Below are 16,683 nucleotides of genomic sequence, written 5' to 3'. Positions count from 1 at the left end.
TTATTTCGTTGGCGAACTGTCGATCAAAGCGTCCAGTTCGGCGATCTTTTTATCGTAAGCGTTGCGGGTGATCTGGCGCAGCAGTTCGACGTGCGGCCGGATGCGGTCGATGTCCGCCGGGGCGATCGTGTATTTCGGATCGTAGCGTGCGGCGATATAGGCGTCGTTCAATATTTTGAACAAGCGTTTGCTCTCTTCTGTGTCGGTCGGAAAAAATGCAAGGATTTCCGGCGTATGCACTTTACAGGATTTTACCAGTTTTTCGAGGTCGTGTATCCTCGGTTTTTTAAGGGTGTGGATCAGTCTGATCGTGTGGAGGAAAGATTCACATGCTTGATGGAAATTGAAAATGGAAAATTTATGATCTTTGTTGGAGTGCGCTAGGGCAGCGTATTTATAGAATGTTTCTCCGCGACCGTTCCATTCCTCAAAATATTCCTGTACCTGTCCTTTAAACTCTTGTGCATTCAGTTCGCACGGCGTATCGAGCGTAAACTTCCCGTTGTCGTACAGCATGATCCCCTCTTCGGCGATGTCCGTCCAGAAATACCGACCTTCTGCGAGATATTTATTAAAAGTTTGGATATGTTCCAGTATAAAACTGACCGGGGTATCCGAACGGGTGTTTCTTGCGAAAACATCTTCTACACGATCCAACTTCCGTGCGGCCCCGTAAGGTTCCACTCCGTGCTCGACTAGCACCAGGATATCGTAGTCGCTTTGGAAAGTCGTATGAACCCCGTAGTCGAACCGTTCGTCGAGTTCGACCCAGTTGCCGCGCGCATAGCTGCCGAACAAGATAACCATTTGGGCCGGTACGGCCCTGCGGATGTACTTTGTGAGGATTTCGAGTTCCTCCGCTTTGCGCTGCGGTAGGTGTCCGAGTGAGGTTTTCATACGCTGTCGGTGTTTAGTCGGCGACCAGTTTGCGGTATTTCACCCGGTGCGGGGTGTCGTCGCCGAGGCGTTTGCGCTTGTTCTCTTCGTATTCGCTGTAACCGCCTTCGAAAAACACGACCTGCGAGTCGCCTTCGAACGCGAGGATGTGCGTGGCGATGCGGTCGAGGAACCAGCGGTCGTGCGAGATCACTACGGCGCATCCTGCAAAGTTATTCAACCCTTCTTCGAGGGCGCGCAGCGTGTTCACGTCGATGTCGTTGGTCGGCTCGTCGAGCAGCAGCACGTTGCCCTCCTCCTTCAGCGCGAGGGCCAGGTGCAGCCGGTTGCGTTCGCCGCCCGACAGCACGCCGCACTTTTTCTCCTGGTCGGCGCCGCTGAAGTTGAAGCGCGATACGTAGGCGCGGGCGTTGACGCTGCGGCCGCCGAGCTGGATCAGCTCGCTGTCCTGCGAGATGACCTGGTAAACCGTCTTTTCCGGGTCGATCGACGCGTGTTGCTGGTCGACGTAGGCCAGCTTGACCGTCTCGCCGACGCGGAACGAGCCGTGCAGCGGCTTTTCGATCCCCATAATCAGCCGGAACAGCGTGGTCTTGCCGACCCCGTTCGGGCCGATCACGCCGACGATTCCGGCGGGCGGCAACGAGAAGCTCAAATGTTCGTACAGCAGCCGGTCGCCGTAGCCCATCGACACGTCCTGCGCTTCGATCACCACGTCGCCGAGGCGCGGGCCGTTCGGGATGTAGATTTCGAGTTTTTCCTCCTTTTGTTTCGTATCTTCGTTCAGCATCTTGTCGTAGGCCGACAGACGGGCTTTGCTCTTCGCGTGGCGGGCGGACGGGGCCATGCGAACCCATTCCAGCTCGCGCTCCAGCGTTTTGCGCCGTTTGCTCTCCTGCTTCTCTTCCTGCGCGAGACGGTTCGATTTCTGTTCGAGCCAACTGCTGTAATTGCCTTTCCAGGGAATGCCTTCGCCGCGGTCGAGTTCGAGGATCCAGCCGGCCACGTTGTCGAGGAAATAGCGGTCGTGCGTAACGGCGATGACCGTTCCCTTGTACTGTTGCAGGTGCTGTTCGAGCCAGTCGATGCTCTCGGCGTCGAGGTGGTTCGTCGGCTCGTCGAGCAGCAGTACGTCCGGTTGCTGCAACAGCAGCCGGCACAGCGCCACGCGGCGGCGTTCGCCGCCCGACAGGTGTTTGACGGATTGGTCGGCGTCCGGACACCGCAACGCGTCCATCGCGCGTTCGAGCGTGGCGTCCAGTTCCCAGCCGTTCTTGTGGTCGATCAGTTCGGTCAGCTCGCCCTGCCGTTCGATCAGCTTCGCCATCTGGTCGTCGTCCATCGGCTCCATGAACTTCGCATTGACCTCTTCGTACTCTTTCAGCAGCGCGACCACGTCGGCGCACCCTTCCTCGACCACTTCGCGGACGGTTTTCGTATCGTCCAACTGCGGTTCCTGTTCGAGGTAGCCGACCGTATAGCCCGGAGAGAAGACCACTTCGCCCTGGAAATTCTTGTCCAGCCCGGCGATGATCTTCATCAGCGTCGATTTCCCGGAGCCGTTCAGCCCGATGATCCCGATTTTAGCCCCGTAGAAAAACGACAGGTAGATGCCGTTCAGCACTTTTTTCTGGTTCGTGAAAGTCTTGCTGACTCCGACCATCGAGAATATGATTTTTTCGTCTGCCATGTCTGTGTGTTAGTGCGGTTAATTTGCGCAAATATAATAAAAAAGCCCCCGTTTCCGAGGGCTTTTCGAGAATATGCCGTAAAACGGGGAACCTATGCGAACAGTTTCGCCGGATCGAGGTTCGCCGACTCGATGTCTTTGAAGTATTTGTAAGTACCTACTTTCAGTTCGTCGGTCGCGTCCTCGTCGCAGACGATGATTCCTTTGGGATGTACTTGCAACGCGCTGATCGTCCACTGGTGGCTGTAACTGCCTTCGATGCCGGCGGCCAGCGCGCGCGCTTTGTTGTGTCCCATCGTCAGGATCATCACCTCGCGGGCGTCCATCACGGTGCCCACGCCCACGGTCAACGCCGTTTTGGGAACCAGGTCGACGTTGCCGCCGAAAAAGCGCGAGTTCGCGATGATCGTATCCTTGGTCAGCGATTTGACGCGCGTCCGCGAGTTCAGCGACGAAAAAGGTTCGTTGAACGCGAGGTGTCCGTCGGGGCCGATGCCGCCCATGAACAAATCGATGCCGCCTGCGGCCCGGATACGGGCTTCGTAGTCGGCGCACTCCTTGCATAGGTCGGGCGCATTGCCGTTCAGGATGTTGACGTTTTCGGGTTTGATGTCGATGTGGCTGAAGAAGTTGTTCCACATGAACGAATGGTAGCTTTCCGGATGGTCTTTCGGAATGCCTACGTACTCGTCCATGTTGAACGTTACGACGTTGGCGAACGAAACTTTGCCCGCTTTGCAGTATTCGATCAACTTTTTATAGGTGCCCAACGGGGTGGAACCCGTCGGAAGACCCAGTACGAAAGGCCGTTTCTCCTTTTTGTTGTGTTCGTTGATGCGTTTGGCAATGTAGGCGGCTCCCCAGGCCGATACCTGTTCGCCGTTGGGTTCGATGATGACTCTCATAATTAAAAATATTTTATTTGTTCTCGGTTGTGAACGTTCTGGACCATTATGGGCAGCCGTAACCGGCCATAAACGGGGTCTCAACCCGGACATTCTGTAAATAACGTTATTGGACGTCGCCCTTTCCCGCCTTGAAAGTCACTTGGTTGGCAGTGTCTTCCACGATGTAGATGTCTTCGTATCCGGGAGCGATCGCGATGCTTTTTTGATAAGACACCATCCCGTACGCGACGTCGTTGATGTAATACTTATTTTTCTCGTCTTCGGTAAACGAAGGCAATAATTCTGCTTTTTTCGTGTTGAATGAAGTTTGTAGAGCGACCAGAGCGGCCTTAATCGACGCGCTTTGCTCCTCGTATTTCTGCTTGGCCTGTGCATCGCACTGTGCGTAAGCTTCTTCCTCGGTGTCGCCCGTTGCGTTGATCGTGAATTTGGCTCCGAATTGTTTATTGATATTTGCGATACCTTCTTCGAGCAGCGTATTTAGCTGATTCAGATTGTTCGTTTCACTTCCGAGATAACCATCCTGTCCGAGACCGATACGGGTCTGGTATTCGCGGCTTACTTTAGCCTGGTTGTCTTCGTCGTCTTTGCAACCGCAGAACAGCAAGGCCGCGCAACTCATCAGGATTAGGATTTTTTTCATGGTTTCAATAAATTAAAGGATTTGTGTTTTTTATAGTTTGAAAAGGTCCAGTCTGACAAATACTTCGATCGCTTGATATTCGGCCATTCCCAGCTTGTCGTACATCCGGGCGGTATTCTGCGTACGTTCTTCGGCGCGCTGCCAAAATTCGCGCTTGTCTTCGCCGGGGAACGGCATCACGTCCTTCTGCGACAGGTGGCGGTAGATGGCGTGGCGTTTCTGCACCACCTCGTCCGGGCTGAGCGGCACGGCCATGTCGACCATGTCCAAATCCCATTCCTGCCATGCGCCCCGGTAGAGCCAGAACCGGCAATCTTTCACCCAGGGTTCGTTCTGTATCTGGTACATCGCCTCGATGACCGCTTCGATGCAGGTGCGGTGCGTTCCGTGCGGGTCGGACAGGTCGCCGGCGGCATAGATTTGGTCGGGCTTGAGTTCCTGCAATAATTTTACGACGCGCGAAATGTCGTTCTCGGTCAGCAGTCCCTTTTTGACGCCTCCCGTTTCGTAGAACGGCAGGTTCAGGAAGTGGACATTTGTCCGGTCGTTCAGCCCCATGTGCCGGCAGGCCGCCTTCGCTTCGGCGCGGCGGATCGAGCCTTTCAGCTTGCGGAGTTCCAACGGTTCGGGTTCGCCTTTGCGCTTACCGGCGATGATCGCTTTCACTTCGTCGTATTTGTCTTCGAAACCGCATTCGCGGGCGGTGTCGATCGTTTGCAGCACCACGTCGTCGTGCACGGCGATGTTGCCGGACGTTTCGTAAGCTACGTGGACGTCGTGTCCCTGGGTGATCAGCCGGCGGAACGTGCCGCCCATCGAGATCACGTCGTCGTCCGGATGGGGGCTGAAAATCAGCACGCGTTTGGGGAACGGCTGCGCGCGTTCGGGACGCGTCGAATCGTCGGCGTTCGGCTTGCCGCCGGGCCATCCGGTGATCGTGTGTTGCAGGTCGTTGAATACCTGGATATTGATCTCGTCGTAGGCCATGCCGGAGATTTCGAGCAACTGGCCGAGACGGTTATCCACATAGTCCTGATAGGTCAGTTTCAGGATCGGTTTGTCGACCTGCTCGCACAGCCACAGCACGGCCGTGCGGATAAAACGTTTCGGCCACAGGCAGCGTCCGACCAGCCACGGCGTGCGGATACGGGTCAGTTGCGAGGCGGCGCCTTCGTCGACCACGACTTCCATGTTCTGGTGCTCCTGCAGGCAGGTGGCCGGAACCAACAGTTGGCGTTCGCCTTCGACCAGCTCCTTGACGACGTACGCTTTTTCTTCGCCCCACGCGATCAGGATGATGCGTTTGGCGTCGAGGATCGTTCGCAGTCCCATCGTGATCGCCTTGTGCGGTACGTAGTTGATGCCGTAGAAGATCGATGCGGCGGCCTTGCGGCTTTCGTTGCCGAGGGCGACCAGCCGCGTCCGCGTATTGGTGTAGGTGCCCGGTTCGTTGAACCCGATCTGCCCCTGTACGCCGGTACCGAGCACCATCAGGTCGATGCCGTCGTATTGCTCGATCAGCGCTTCGTAGTCGCGGCAGAACGTTTCGACTTTGTCCTGCGGCAGCGTCCCGTCCGGGATATGGATGTTCTCGGGTTTGATGTCGATGTGATCAAGCAGACTCTCGTGCATCGAGTAATTGCGGCTCTGCAACTCCTTCGGCGAGATCGGGAAGAATTCGTCGAGGCTGAATATGACTACGTTGTGAAAACTGAGCCCCTCTTTTTTATGCAGTTCGACCAGCGCGCGGAACAGGCCCACCGGCGATTTCCCGGTCGTCATGCCCAGTACGCACATCTCTCCGGCCGACTGTTTCTCGCGGATGCAGCCGGCGATCTCCCGAGCCACGTACATGGCTCCGCTCGCTTCGTTCTCGTAAATGTTCGTGTAGATTTTTTCGAATTTTCGGATGATGTCGGCAGGATCTGCCCCCGGCTCCAGCCCTCCCTCTTTCGGCAATTTGTAATTTCTTTCCATAGCCTCCTGATTTTATGATTCTGAACGTATTTTGTCAGCGCGTAATCGCGCCGCTAAAAGTAATCATTAACCGGGGATTTGCCAAATTAATCTCCGGGTAAGATAAAAAAACGATTTTTTTATGTTTTATCGCAAAAACTTCGTATCTTTGTTAATATTATAACAGAGGGGCGGTAAACGATTGCCGTCCAGCTCAGTGGGAAACTAACTTTATAAATCATCGCACTAATCAAAACAACTATGGCTCAAAAACTTTTGATAAGGGATTTGACCCTCCGGGACGGACAGCAATCCGCTTTTGCCACCCGGATGAAGCAGGAGCAGATCGACCGCGTCCTGCCTTTCTATAAAGACGCTAATTTTTACGCCATGGAGGTGTGGGGCGGCGCCGTGCCCGACTCCGTAATGCGCTACCTGAACGAAAACCCGTGGAACCGCCTCGAAAAGATCAAGGCCGTCGTGGGCGACGTTTCGAAACTGACCGCGCTGTCCCGCGGACGCAACTTGTTCGGATACGCTCCGTATACCGATGAGATCATCGAGGGATTCAGCCGCAATGCGATCGAGTCGGGACTGGGCATCATGCGTATTTTCGACGCGTTGAACGACGTGAACAACGTGAAGTCTACGATCAAGTATATCAAGAAGTACGGCGGTATCGCCGACTGCGCCGTGTGCTACACGATCGACCCGCATTTCTCGACGATGGAACGTATCAAGGCCGCGCTGAAAGGGAAGAAACTTCCGAAAGCGGTTTTCACCGACGAGTATTTCTTGAACAAGGCGCAGCAGATGGCCGCTCTGGGCGCCGATATGATCACGATCAAGGACATGAGCGGACTGATCCCGCCCAAACGCGTTTCGGATCTGATCAAGCTGTTCAAAAAAAACCTGTCGATTCCGATCGACTTCCATACGCACTGTACGCCCGGTTACGGGCTGGCTTCCGTCGTGGCTGCGATCGAGGCCGGCGTCGACGTCGTCGATACGAATATCTGGAACTTCGCCGGCGGACCGGCGGCTCCGGCGATCGAACTGATCTACATCTTCTGCAAGAAAATGGGCGTGGAGCTCGATATCAACATGGAGGCCGTCGCCAAGATCAACAAGGAACTCTATACGATCCGCAAGGAACTCGATGCGGTGGATGCGGTGAAGATTTTCCCGAATGCGTTCAACCCGCTGACCGACAAGCTGCCTGAGAACATCGACAAGGAGTTCGACCGGGCGATTGCCGCAGCCAAAAACGGAAACGAGGCCGAACTGCTCGACGCCTGTCATGCGATCGAAAAGTATTTCAACTTCCCGAAACCGAACGAACTGGTGCAGAAGGCCGAGATTCCGGGCGGTATGTATACGAACATGGTGGCCCAGCTCAAGCAGCTCAAGTCCGAATCGATCCTCGAGAGCGCGATGCAGTTGATCCCGCGCGTGCGTCTGGACGCCGGTCTGCCGCCTTTGGTGACGCCGACCAGCCAGATCGTGGGCGCCCAGGCCGTCAATTGCGCGCTGGACGTTAAAAACGGTAAGCCGATGTATTCGAACGTGTCGAACCAGTTCGTGAACCTGGTCAAGGGCGAGTACGGCGAAACGCCGGTTCCGGTCGATCCCGAATTCCGCCTGAAGATCGCCGGGGTGCGCGAGGAAACCCCGTACGACACGTCGAAATATCAGATGCAACCGAATCCGGTGCTCGAAGACGCCGGCGGAGTCAAGTTGGCCGAGAATGAAAAAGAGGTGCTGTTGCTTGAGCTCTTCCCGCTGGTCGCCAAGAATTACCTGACGGGCGTGAAGAAAGCGCGTTATGCCGCCGCTCACGCCGCCGAAGCCGCGAAAGCCGCCCAGACGGCCGCTGCTGCGCCCGCCGCCGCGCCGGCTCCGGAAGCGAAGGCCGAAGCCAAGCCGGCCGTTGCGATTACCGGAAACGTGGTTACGTCGCCGATGCCGGGACGTATCCTCAGCGTGCTGGTGAAACCGGGCGATAAAGTGACAAAAGGGCAGGATGTGGTGATCCTCGAAGCGATGAAGATGGAGAACAGCATCACGTCGGATTACGCCGGAACCGTGAAGCAGGTGCTCGTGGCCGAAGGCGATACCGTCGCCGTCGACAGCCAACTGGTCGAGATCGAATAGCGATCGCTCGGAATAATTTTAGGAATGTGCGGGTCGTATTCCCAATGAAGGGCGTACGGCCCGCTTTTTAAAATTCGGAAAATGAAAAGATTTTTGACAGGCTGTATGTTGGTCTGGGTTGTGGGCGTTTCCGCCCAGAAGGAATATCGGGCGCCCGAGAGCTACGTGGACGGGCGTTCGCAGGCCGTTCTGCGGATGACGATCGATGACGAAGGGATGGTGATGCCTTGCGGGACGGGGCCCGACAGTTGCGATACCTACGGCGCACGCGAAGCCGTAGTGGTCGAGCACGAGGGAGTCTACTACCTTCATTACGACGGCGCCGGCAAAGATGGGTGGCTGTCGTGCCTGGCTACCAGCCGCGACCTGCGCCATTGGGAGAAGCACGGATTGCAATTGACCCTCGGCGAAGCGGGACACCCCGATTCCAAATCGGCTTCGTCGCCCTGGTTGGTGAACGACGGCGCGAAATGGCATATGTTCTACGTGGGCACCCAATTTTGTACCCCCGCTCCCGACTGCATCCCGGCCACTCCTTATGTGACCCTGACGGCCGAGGCCGATCATCCGGCCGGCCCTTGGCGCAAACGTTACGACATCATTCCTTTCACCAACGAGGCCGGCACTTATTACAGCGATACGGCCAGTCCGGGCGATGTGGTGGAGCAGGACGGCGAGTACAAGATGTTTTTCGGAGCCGCGGCTTTTGACAAGGAAGGTAAACTGGGCCGTACGGTCGGCATCGCCCGTACCCGCGACCTGGGGAGCGCGTGGACGGTCGATCCGCAGCCGATTTTCCCGCCCGCCGAGCAGTGCGAGAACACCTCGCTCTATTACGAACCCGATAACGGTACCTGGTTCCTGTTTACGAACCACATCGGGATACACCCCGACCGGGGCGAATACACGGATGCCGTTTGGGTGTATTGGACCAAAGACCTGAATCGGTGGGATCCGCAGGACAAGGCGATCGTGATCGATTGTCAGAATTCCAAAGAGGTGAAAGGCGCTATCGGGATGCCGTCGGTGATCCGGGTGGGCGACCGGCTGGCGATGCTCTACGACGGCGCGACCGGAGAAAATTACGGACACATGGGCCGCGGCATCAACCTGGCCTGGCTCGCGCTGCCGCTGGTTCCTCCTGCGAAATGATTAAGATATAATAAAGTGCTAAAACGGCGGCAGGAGATCCTGCCGCCGTTTTGTTGTTGCTCAATCCTTGAGCAGTCTCGGCAGGATTTGTCCGATAGATTCGATTCTCGGGCCCCGTCCTTCTATCTGGCAATCTTCCAAAAAAGGATAACAGGTGAACGATTCGTCCGAAATTTCAAAATAGGGAATCAGCCGCAAGCCGCTGTCTTCGATGGTAAAATGAAGCGGAGCGTCTTGCGACGGTTTGAATTTTTCAAATAGTTTTTCAGGCGGGAATGGTAGCGTAACACGCCCGTTTTGCACCGAATCTCCGACAACGGCCATCAGCAGCGGGCCGTATTCGATAGCGTAAGCATTTTTGCCTTTGAAATCGGGTTCGCTTCCTTTGTACAGGGTGAGGCGGAAAGCCATCGGTAACGAAAATTGTATCTTGTCCTTGTCCGACCATTTCCGGTCGAGCGTTACGTATGATCCCGGTTTTCCCCAGGCTACCCGTTCGCCGTTTACCAAGATGACTGCGTTGCAGTTACACCACCATGGAATGCGAAGCCGGATTTTGCACGGCGTTTTTTTGCGTGCCGAAACTTCGATCTGGATGTCGGTGGGATACGGATATTCGAGTCGTTCGTTTAATCTCGGATTTATCAGGGTGCTCCCGGCTCCGGGCCGGCTGTACGGGAATTCGGTTTGCATGGTTAGTTTCATCGGTGTCCCGTCCTGTTCCCAGGCGAACGAAGAGGCGGCGAATAGGTCGACGTATACGCCGTCGTCCGCCTGCGTGTAGATGAACTCGGGCAACGCTCCGAAAAGCCGCGTCCCCTGCCCTTCGCAGCAGGTGTTGACGTCCGTGCCGTCTTCTTTACGATCTATCAGGCGGGCGTGGTAGCGGATTTTGCCGTCGGCAGTCTGGTTGGCAATGGCTACGTTGTAGATCGATTTTTCGATTTCGGCCACGTATTTTTCCTCTTCGGGGTAGAGCAGGTGGAACCGCTGGTTCAGGAACGCCCAGAACGAATTGCCGCACAGCTCGCCCGTTCCGCTGCGCAGCAGATAGGATTTGGGCGGGTAGGGCGACAGTTCGCTGATACTGATACTGCCTCCGATATGTTCGTAATATTCGTTGAACAGTTCCCAGCCTCCGACGGCCGCATCGAGGTACTGCCGGTCGCCGGTCGCCATGTAGAGGTCGAGGAACGATTCCAGCGACAGGATCAGGTAACAGTGCGGACGGTCGTACGGATATTTCCAGATCGCGTCGACATCCTTGTCGATCAATTGTTGCATCCAGAAATTTTCCTGGTAGTAACGCTGCACGACTTGCAGGTCTTCGGGTTTTCCTACCGGCGTAAAATAAAGGCGGGTGCTGGCGATGATTCCCTGGCGTCCCTGTCCGCCGCGGCGGACCAGTTCCGGCAGATAGGGGCAGGCGTTGAACCAGTCGTAAAAACCGCGCAGCAACGGATAGGCTTTCGGATTTCCTGCGATTCCCGCTTCGATCAGTCCCTGAGTCACCCACGAACGGCAGTAAGCTCCGTTCTCGAAATGCAGGATATCGCGTTCGGGATAAGCCATGAGGTATCCGTTCGGCTGTTTGCAGGCTTCGATGCCGTCGACGATCCGGTTCATCCGGTCGCGCAGTTCGCGGTTTTCGACCCAGCGCAGTTGGTTGCCCGCGCCCATCAGAAAGCGACCCGCTTTCGAACCGGGCAGAATGTCGACCCATTCGGTATGCAGGTCGCGCAATGCCCCGTCCGCCGGTACTCCGGCCCGCTCGCGGAACTCTTTCAACATATCGTCTACGGAAAACGACTGAAGCAGGTAATGGGCGTTGGCATAGAGCGTTCGGCGGAACAGTCCGTCGTTTACGGTGACGCCGCTGCGCGGAACCCGCGCCGTCGGTTCGACCGGCCGCCAGCTTGCCGCCGGAGTGACGTTTTCGGGACAATTCAGTACGGCGACTTCTCCCATCGGGCGTTGCGGTCTCAATAAGGGGTGTTTACCCAGAAAACCCCGGTCGGAGTCGGTGAGCAGCCGGTTTTCCGAAACGTCGACGCCGCCCGACCATACCTCCATTTTCCAGAGTTCGAAATAGTATCCGTTGTCGCGTTCGGGTAGCCGGGTGACTCTCAGCTCGACGTACCGGCCGGAAACAGGGTGCGCCGGGCGGAAGACGTCGATCTGGTCGACTGCGGCGGCTTCGTAGTCGCTGCCGGTGTGGTCGGCGATCGTTACGGGCCTGTCGGAGCCGTCGTCGGAGCCGGACGTTTCGATCCGGAATCGTACCGGAAATCCCGGGCGCGCATAGTAGTCCCAACTGTCGAATACGACGGGGTACAGTTTGACCGAATCGATCGGATACGGCCGTCCCAGGTCGATCCGTATCCAGCAACTTTCGTCGGCGGAGGATTTGCGTGCGGATTCGTAAATCGCGTAATTGGCTTTCGCTGCGACCCGTTCGACCCCCAGCGGGCCTCCCCGCAGGTCGGCGACCTGCGCACGGGCGGAGAAAATAGGTAAGCTGCAGGAAAGCGATGCGGCGAAAAGCAGGAAAGTTTTTTTCATGTCGGGCGGGTTAGAACGGTGAAAATGGGATTGTGAACATAGCAAAGATAAAAAATATACCGGTATTTATTATCCGTCCGTGTTTACCGATCCGGAACGGATCTGCCGACCGACTGCCGTTTTGCGGCCGGGCGGACACCGAAATGAAAATTCGCGGCCGGCGCCGTCGCGGCGGGATTCGGAACCGACACGATTTTGAGCTTAAAAATAGCGTATTTGGTATAAAAAATTTCGTTATTCCAAAAATCCGTTGTACCTTTGACACCGATTTTGCGTTTTTGGGATTTGACGCAGGCCTTGAGTTGACCGTCGATTTGCCGGGGCGGATTAATTTTTTGGTGCGTAATATTTGTGCATTAAGAAATTATTCGTACTTTTGCCAACCCTAAAATGTGACAAACTGCCGATGTAGCTCAGTTGGCCAGAGCAGCTGATTTGTAATCAGCTGGTCGGGGGTTCGAATCCCTCCATCGGCTCCGGAAGGTGCGACGGACAGAGCGTGCGGATGCGGCGGACAATAGTGGGTGCGGCGCTATATTATTAGGGTGTAACGAGCGAGACTCGGGTTTCGAAAAGTTCTTCGAGAAAATTCTGGGCGGATACCAGAGTGGCCAAATGGGGCAGACTGTAAATCTGCTGTCTTTCGACTTCGGTGGTTCGAATCCATCTCCGCCCACAGTGAATCCGGTTCGCGCCGGAGAATCGACGAAATGATTTTGCGGAAGTAGCTCAGTCGGTAGAGCATTAGCCTTCCAAGCTAAGGGTCGCGGGTTCGAATCTCGTCTTCCGCTCGCAAAAAGTGTTGGAAACTTTAATTGAAGTAAAACAATTATTCCTAAAATAGATTACAGATATGGCAAAAGAAAAATTTGACAGATCCAAACCGCATGTGAACATCGGTACGATCGGACACGTTGACCATGGTAAAACTACCTTGACCGCTGCAATTACCACCGTACTTGCAAAAAAAGGCCTTTCCGAACTGCGCTCGTTCGACTCGATCGACAACGCTCCCGAGGAAAAGGAACGCGGTATCACCATCAACACGTCGCACGTCGAGTATCAGACGGCCAACCGTCACTACGCTCACGTAGACTGCCCGGGCCACGCCGACTATGTGAAGAACATGGTTACCGGTGCCGCTCAGATGGACGGCGCGATCCTCGTGGTTGCCGCTACCGACGGTCCGATGCCCCAGACCAACGAACACGTGCTGTTGGCCCGCCAGGTGAACGTGCCGAAAATCGTCGTATTCCTGAACAAGTGCGACATGGTGGACGATCCCGAAATGCTCGACCTCGTTGAGCTGGAAGTTCGCGACTTGCTGAGCAAATACGAATTCGACGGCGACAATACCCCGATTATCCGCGGTTCTGCGCTGGGCGGTCTGAACGGCGAAGCCAAATGGGAAGACAAGATCATGGAATTGATGGATGCCGTTGACTCGTACATTCCGATTCCTCCGCGTGAAAACGAAAAACCGTTCCTGATGCCTGTCGAGGACGTATTCTCGATCACCGGTCGCGGTACCGTGCTGACCGGTCGCGTTGAAACCGGCGTGATTCACGTGGGCGATCCGGTGGAAATCATCGGTCTGGCCGAAAAGTCGATGACTTCGACCTGTACGGGCGTGGAAATGTTCCGCAAGCTGCTGGATCAGGGCGAAGCCGGCGACAACGTCGGTCTGCTGATGCGCGGTATCGACAAGAAAGACGTAAAACGCGGTATGGTCGTTGCCAAACCGGGTTCGATCACCCCGCACACGGTGTTCAAAGCCGAGGTTTATATCCTGAAAAAGGAAGAAGGCGGTCGTCACACGCCGTTCCACCACAAATACCGTCCGCAGTTCTACCTGCGTACGCTGGACGTAACCGGTGAAGTGGAACTTCCGGAAGGCGTAGAAATGGTTATGCCGGGCGATAACGTAACGATCACCGTTACCCTGATCTACCCCGTAGCCCTGAACGTAGGTCTGCGTTTCGCAATCCGCGAAGGCGGCCGTACCGTAGGTGCCGGTCAGATCATCGAAATCATTAAGTAATTTCGAAATACTTTCAAGGCGGCGCGTTCGGCGCGCCGCCTTACAAACGAGTGTAGTTCAAGGGTAGAATAGCGGTCTCCAAAACCGTTGATGGGAGTTCGAATCTCTCCACTCGTGCTAAAAACGTTACGACAATGAGATTTATTAATTACGTTAAAAACGCCTACGCCGAGCTTGTTCAAAAGGTGACGTGGCCGTCCTGGAATCAGCTTTCCAATTCAGCGGTAATTGTTATGACAGCTTCCCTGTTATTCGCTGTAGTGATTCTTGCGATGGACCTGGCATTCGAGAACATCATGAAGGCCATATATAGTATTCTTTATTAATTCTGTAAAGAAAAGATAAAGATGAGCGAAAAAGAGCAAAAACAGTGGTACGTGATCCGTGCCATCGGAGGTAAGGAAAAAAAGGTGAAGGAATACATCGAGACGGAAGTCCAGAATTCTCACCTCGAAGACTATATCTCCCAGGTTCTGATTCCGACTGAGAAAGTTTACCAGATCAAAAACGGTAAAAAGATCAGCCGGGAAAAGGTCTCTTATCCGGGCTATGTATTGGTCGAGGCCGCTCTCGTGGGCGAAATCCCGTTTATGCTTCGCAACACTCCCAACGTCTTAGGCTTCCTCGGAGACACGAAGGCTTCTTCCATGGTGGCAACCCCTCTCCGCCCTCAGGAAGTGAGCCGGATTTTAGGACGTGTCGACGAACTGAGCGTCAGCGAGGAGGAAAACGAAGTTCCTTTCTTCGAAGGAGAAACCGTCAAGGTTACCGATGGCCCATTCTCAAGCTTTTCGGGTACGATCGAGGCGGTGGACAACGAGCGGAAGAAACTCACGGTTTCCGTGAAGATATTCGGGCGCAAGACTCCTATGGAGTTGAGCTTTATGCAAGTAGAAAAAGAATAATTAACCAAGGAAAATTATGGCAAAAGAGGTTGCTGCGTTAATTAAACTGCAGATCAAAGGTGGTGCCGCCAATCCTTCGCCTCCGGTAGGGCCCGCTCTGGGTTCGAAAGGAGTGAACATCATGGACTTCTGTAAACAGTTCAATGCGAGGACCCAGGACAAGGCAGGCAAGGTACTTCCTGTCATTATCACCGTTTATGGCGATAAGTCGTTCGACTTTATCATTAAGCAGCCGCCGGTAGCCGTACAGCTCAAGGAAGCCGCAAAGCTTCAGTCGGGTTCCGCCGAGCCGAACCGTAAAAAGGTAGGCAAGGTGACCTGGGATCAGATCAAGGAGATCGCCCAGGATAAAATGCCGGATATGAATTGCTTTACGCTTGAGTCCGCGATGCGGATGGTGGCCGGTACAGCACGTAGCATGGGTATCGATGTCGTTGGTGAATTTCCTAATTTGTAATTGATAAAAATTACTGAAATGAGTAAGCTGACCAAAAATAGAAAATTAGTTCTTGCTAAGATTGAACCGAATAAGGCGTACAAGCTCAGCGAGGCGGCAGCTCTTCTAAAGGAGATTACCTTTACGAAATTCGATGCTTCCGTGGATTTGGACGTGCGACTTGGTGTTGATCCCCGTAAGTCCAACCAGATGGTAAGAGGTGTCGTTACGTTGCCTCACGGAACCGGGAAATCGGTTCGCGTGCTGGTGCTTTGTACTCCCGACAAGGAGACCGAAGCGACCGAGGCAGGCGCCGATTACGTAGGTTTGGACGAATACATCGAGAAGATCAAAGGCGGTTGGACCGATGTGGACGTGATCATCACAACTCCTAATGTAATGGCGAAGGTGGGTGCGCTCGGACGTATTCTGGGTCCCCGTGGCCTGATGCCGAACCCTAAGACGGGTACCGTTACGATGGAAGTCGGAAAGGCGGTAAAAGAGGTGAAAGCCGGTAAGATCGACTTCAAAGTCGACAAATTCGGTATCGTTCACTCTTCGATCGGCAAGATCGCGTTCTCTGCGGAACAGATCGTCGACAATGCCAACGAGTTCATGAATGTAATCATGAAATTGAAACCGGCTACGGCTAAAGGTACTTACGTGAAGAGTATATTTCTCTCTACTACGATGAGCCCGGGCTTGCAGATTGATCCCAAATCCCTTGAAAACAAATAAACCGAAAGACGATGAACAGGGAAGAGAAAAAAGTTGTAATTGATAGTCTGGCCGAGAAGCTCACCGCATACGCTCACTACTACATTACCGATACTTCGGAACTGAACGCAGAGCAGACCGCTGCTTTGAGAAAGCTTTGTTTCGAAAAGGAAGTGAAGCTGGTGGTTGCGAAGAATACGTTGTTTATCAAGGCTCTCGAACAGACCGGGAAGATTAACGAGGAGGTGCTCCCTTCGCTGAAAGGCGAAACGGCGATCATGTTCGCCAACGTGGGTAAGAGTCCCGCCAAGTTGATCAAGGAGTTCCGCAAGGCGAATCCGAAACCGGTTCTGAAAGCTGCATGCGTGGAAGATTGCATCTATCTGGGCGATGCCGCCGTAGAGGAACTGGTTAACATCAAGTCGCGCGAAGAGCTTATTGGTGACATCATCGGACTGTTGCAGTCTCCCGCGAAGAACGTTATCTCCGCACTGCAGGGTTCTGCCGGACAAAAAATCGCAGGGTTGGTTAAAACCCTCGAAGCAAGGGGATAATATTTCCGGACGGTTTGCCGGAGGGCGTTATCGAAAATCCGCCTGAGTCCGCTGCCGAAGGAATGGTT

At 54.7% G+C, this 16,683-nt stretch carries 15 protein-coding genes and 4 tRNA genes; 13 read left to right on the top strand and 6 right to left on the bottom strand.

Annotation, left to right across the window (positions count from 1 at the left end):
- The 5 genes from C1A08_RS04245 to C1A08_RS04225 form a co-directional block, all read right to left on the bottom strand.
- Entirely contained in the window at positions 1–897 is an 897-nt protein-coding gene (locus C1A08_RS04245) for a HEPN domain-containing protein (RefSeq protein WP_055202411.1), read from the bottom strand.
- A gap of 13 nt (positions 898–910) precedes the next feature.
- Positions 911–2,587, bottom strand: coding sequence for an energy-dependent translational throttle protein EttA (gene ettA / locus C1A08_RS04240; protein ID WP_055202410.1), 1,677 nt, complete (start codon positions 2,585–2,587; stop codon positions 911–913).
- A 92-nt stretch (positions 2,588–2,679) separates the two neighbouring features.
- Positions 2,680–3,492 (bottom strand): glucosamine-6-phosphate deaminase, encoded by an 813-nt coding sequence (nagB, locus tag C1A08_RS04235; protein WP_101571544.1) that lies wholly within the window; start codon positions 3,490–3,492, stop codon positions 2,680–2,682.
- 106 nt (positions 3,493–3,598) lie between these two features.
- Positions 3,599–4,138: a hypothetical protein gene (locus C1A08_RS04230; protein WP_055202406.1), complete on the bottom strand. Its 540-nt coding sequence runs from the start codon at positions 4,136–4,138 to the stop codon at positions 3,599–3,601.
- A 30-nt stretch (positions 4,139–4,168) separates the two neighbouring features.
- Complete coding sequence (locus C1A08_RS04225) at positions 4,169–6,115, bottom strand: PIG-L family deacetylase (RefSeq protein WP_101571542.1); 1,947 nt, start codon at positions 6,113–6,115, stop codon at positions 4,169–4,171.
- Positions 6,116–6,355: 240 nt separating this feature from the next.
- On the opposite strand from C1A08_RS04225, the gene C1A08_RS04220 reads away from it, so the two are divergent.
- Both C1A08_RS04220 and C1A08_RS04215 read left to right on the top strand, forming a co-directional pair.
- Positions 6,356–8,248 carry a biotin/lipoyl-containing protein gene (locus tag C1A08_RS04220; protein ID WP_101571540.1) on the top strand — a complete coding sequence of 631 codons (1,893 nt, stop codon included), beginning with the start codon at positions 6,356–6,358 and terminating at the stop codon, positions 8,246–8,248.
- An 81-nt stretch (positions 8,249–8,329) separates the two neighbouring features.
- The gene (locus C1A08_RS04215; RefSeq protein WP_101571538.1) at positions 8,330–9,400 is read left to right on the top strand and encodes a hypothetical protein; all 1,071 of its coding nucleotides are present in this window, start codon (positions 8,330–8,332) and stop codon (positions 9,398–9,400) included.
- Between the two features lie 60 nt (positions 9,401–9,460).
- Here the strand turns inward: C1A08_RS04215 and C1A08_RS04210 are convergent, their stop codons facing one another.
- A complete protein-coding gene (locus C1A08_RS04210; protein WP_101571536.1) occupies positions 9,461–11,962 on the bottom strand; it encodes a beta-L-arabinofuranosidase domain-containing protein in 2,502 nt (833 codons plus the stop codon).
- Positions 11,963–11,994: 32 nt separating this feature from the next.
- Here C1A08_RS04210 and C1A08_RS13055 point away from each other — a divergent pair, with 32 nt between their 5' ends.
- The 11 genes from C1A08_RS13055 to rplJ all read left to right on the top strand — a co-directional run bounded on the left by C1A08_RS13055 (position 11,995) and on the right by rplJ (position 16,615).
- Complete coding sequence (locus tag C1A08_RS13055) at positions 11,995–12,351, top strand: hypothetical protein (RefSeq protein ID WP_145996512.1); 357 nt, start codon at positions 11,995–11,997, stop codon at positions 12,349–12,351.
- 13 nt (positions 12,352–12,364) lie between these two features.
- Positions 12,365–12,438: transfer RNA gene (locus tag C1A08_RS04205), tRNA-Thr, on the top strand.
- Between the two features lie 117 nt (positions 12,439–12,555).
- A tRNA-Tyr gene (locus C1A08_RS04200) sits at positions 12,556–12,638 on the top strand.
- Between the two features lie 42 nt (positions 12,639–12,680).
- Positions 12,681–12,753 (top strand) — tRNA-Gly (locus tag C1A08_RS04195).
- Positions 12,754–12,815: 62 nt separating this feature from the next.
- Positions 12,816–14,003, top strand: a complete 1,188-nt coding sequence (gene tuf, locus C1A08_RS04190) for an elongation factor Tu (RefSeq protein WP_101571534.1) — start codon at positions 12,816–12,818, stop codon at positions 14,001–14,003.
- Positions 14,004–14,049: 46 nt separating this feature from the next.
- A tRNA-Trp gene (locus C1A08_RS04185) sits at positions 14,050–14,120 on the top strand.
- A 17-nt stretch (positions 14,121–14,137) separates the two neighbouring features.
- Positions 14,138–14,329, top strand: a complete 192-nt coding sequence (gene secE / locus C1A08_RS04180; RefSeq protein ID WP_055202394.1) for a preprotein translocase subunit SecE — start codon at positions 14,138–14,140, stop codon at positions 14,327–14,329.
- A gap of 21 nt (positions 14,330–14,350) precedes the next feature.
- Positions 14,351–14,908, top strand: a complete 558-nt coding sequence (nusG, locus tag C1A08_RS04175; protein ID WP_101571532.1) for a transcription termination/antitermination protein NusG — start codon at positions 14,351–14,353, stop codon at positions 14,906–14,908.
- A gap of 16 nt (positions 14,909–14,924) precedes the next feature.
- A complete protein-coding gene (gene rplK / locus C1A08_RS04170) occupies positions 14,925–15,365 on the top strand; it encodes a 50S ribosomal protein L11 (protein WP_055202390.1) in 441 nt (146 codons plus the stop codon).
- Positions 15,366–15,383: 18 nt separating this feature from the next.
- Positions 15,384–16,082: a 50S ribosomal protein L1 gene (gene rplA, locus C1A08_RS04165; protein WP_101571655.1), complete on the top strand. Its 699-nt coding sequence runs from the start codon at positions 15,384–15,386 to the stop codon at positions 16,080–16,082.
- An 11-nt stretch (positions 16,083–16,093) separates the two neighbouring features.
- Positions 16,094–16,615 (top strand): 50S ribosomal protein L10, encoded by a 522-nt coding sequence (gene rplJ / locus C1A08_RS04160; RefSeq protein WP_055202386.1) that lies wholly within the window; start codon positions 16,094–16,096, stop codon positions 16,613–16,615.
- The last annotated feature ends 68 nt before the right edge of the window (positions 16,616–16,683 follow it).

The sequence above is a fragment of the Alistipes sp. cv1 genome, from assembly GCF_900240235.1.
Lineage (GTDB): Bacteria > Bacteroidota > Bacteroidia > Bacteroidales > Rikenellaceae > Alistipes_A > Alistipes_A hominis.
The sequence above is the reverse complement of the archived record's forward strand: the minus strand, read 5'-3'. Positions and strand labels throughout refer to the sequence as shown.